The following is a 701-nucleotide window of genomic DNA, read 5'->3' as shown; positions in this document are numbered from 1 at the left end:
TCACAGGAGTTCAGTTCACCCAATGTACGAAAAGCACCCATGCCCTGTGTGGTGGGTGCATGAAACATGCGTGCCGCTCCTGCGCCCACACCAACACCGACAAGGCCGCCGATAATCAATGATTTAAATAAGATAATGAGGAACATCGGTCTTTCCTTTTGTTATAACCCCTGCGCCTCAGGCGGTAGATGGACTACCGCATCTGAACACGTGGAGGTATGCGCCCTGATGTTTTTTAGTGGGAAACGATGAAATCCACGGTGTCTGTATCAACCACCACCACGTTAACGGTGATTTCCAGGTCGACGCTGTAGAGCCGCCGTTCACGCGCCAGGAAGAAGAACAGAAACTTTTCTGTTTTAATGCGGACTCCGGCCCGCAGCACCTTCACATCCACCGGCTCAATACGCAGAAGAATTTTGCTGGTGGATTTCAGTACCGTGTTTTGTACCCGACTCAGGGCATCGGCAAAGGCTTTGCCTTTGCTGTCACCTTTACCGCTAACGCTTACTGTGGTGGTGAATTGCTCTTTCATCAGCCGTACTTCTTCTGCCATGCCAGCACCAGACGCTCACCCAACTCTTCTTTATCCATAAAGCCGAAGCCGAGTACCGTGGCACCTTCGTTGATGGCGGTCACACCTTCGTCAATGGAGCGCATTCCGTGTTTGGCTTTGTAGCCATATTTATTCTGCGCAGTGA

At 51.2% G+C, this 701-nt stretch carries 3 protein-coding genes; all 3 read right to left on the bottom strand.

The genetic code is table 11. The features are described from left to right. The coding region (locus tag WH277_RS02235; RefSeq protein WP_339504162.1) for a DUF4311 domain-containing protein at positions 1-146 on the bottom strand (146 nt) is incomplete at its 3' end. Between the two features lie 89 nt (positions 147-235). Continuing rightward, positions 236-535 (bottom strand): DUF4312 family protein, encoded by a 300-nt coding sequence (locus WH277_RS02230; RefSeq protein WP_339457074.1) that lies wholly within the window; start codon positions 533-535, stop codon positions 236-238. Further along, the coding region (locus tag WH277_RS02225) for an SFCGS family glycine-rich protein (protein WP_339504160.1) at positions 535-701 on the bottom strand (167 nt) is incomplete at its 5' end. The genes WH277_RS02230 and WH277_RS02225, both read right to left, overlap by 1 nt.

Origin of the sequence: Erwinia sp. MYb416 (assembly GCF_037479575.1) — a bacterium.
In the GTDB taxonomy this organism is placed as follows: domain Bacteria; phylum Pseudomonadota; class Gammaproteobacteria; order Enterobacterales; family Enterobacteriaceae; genus Erwinia; species Erwinia rhapontici.
The sequence above is the reverse complement of the archived record's forward strand: the minus strand, read 5'-3'. Positions and strand labels throughout refer to the sequence as shown.